Genomic DNA, 1,091 nt, shown 5'->3' on the forward strand with positions numbered 1-1,091 from the left:
CCTATATACAACTGACAGTAAGGCTCCCACTGATAGAAGTTTCACTTTATTACAAAATCCCATAAATGATGACTATTGAAATACAAAATACTAGATTCACAGAACTTTTATCACAAATCTATTACATTTGTAATAAATAGCGCTAGATTTGGTAATGCTTGTAATGGAGTCTTAAACGACTTGTAACTGCATTGCCTATACCCCTATGGTACGATAGGCAATGTCAGAAATTTAAGGAGGGACTACGAATGAAAAAACTTGTGGCTTCATTCGCTACGGGCATCATTATTGCTGGCGCTGCTGTTACTTCTGTATCAGCGGAAGAATACGAAGTAAAAAAAGGGGACAATCTCTGGGATATTGCAGATGAATATAATACAACAGTTGAAGACTTGGTTGAAATTAATGAATTAAAATCAACAACTATTCAACCAAAACAAACATTATTTATAAATGATAAATATACAGTTGAAAAAGGAGATACATTGATTGATATTTCAAAAGAATACGATGTATCTATAGAGGATCTTAAAGAATGGAATGACCTGAAATCAGACATCATCGTTATTGGACAAGAATTAACGATTAAAGGTGTTAATGTTTCACAAGAAGATAAGCCAGTAGCAAAAGTAGAGCAAAAGTCAGCAGATTCAAACGAGAAAAAAGAAGAAGCAAGTGAAAATACACAGAAGAACGAATCTAAATCACAGAATGACAATCCAGAAGGAAAAACCATTTCTGTTACAGCAACGGCGTATACAGCAGATTGTGGTGGTTGCTCTGGAGTAACATCAACAGGAGTTGACCTGAATGCAAATCCAAATGCAAAAGTAATCGCTGTTGATCCAAATGTGATTCCACTCGGTTCAGAAGTATATGTTGAAGGCTATGGCTATGCAACTGCAGCCGATGTGGGTGGTGCTATCAAAGGTAATAAAATAGATGTTCACGTACCATCAAAAAGCGCAGCCATGAATTGGGGCGTAAAAACAGTTAATGTCACTATCGTAAAATAATTGAAGATAATTTAAAAAATGGGGCTGGGACAAAACCCAGTAAAATAAAAAGTGGTACTCGCCAATAATTTGGTG

1 protein-coding gene is annotated in these 1,091 nt (G+C 35.7%); it reads left to right on the forward strand.

Annotated elements, in window-relative coordinates; translation table 11 throughout:
- Positions 1-248 precede the first annotated feature (248 nt).
- Positions 249-1,016 (forward strand): 3D domain-containing protein, encoded by a 768-nt coding sequence (locus tag JUJ52_RS23020; protein ID WP_228089245.1) that lies wholly within the window; start codon positions 249-251, stop codon positions 1,014-1,016.
- The last annotated feature ends 75 nt before the right edge of the window (positions 1,017-1,091 follow it).

This window comes from Virgibacillus sp. AGTR, assembly GCF_016919725.2.
Taxonomy (GTDB): domain Bacteria; phylum Bacillota; class Bacilli; order Bacillales; family Amphibacillaceae; genus Virgibacillus; species Virgibacillus salarius.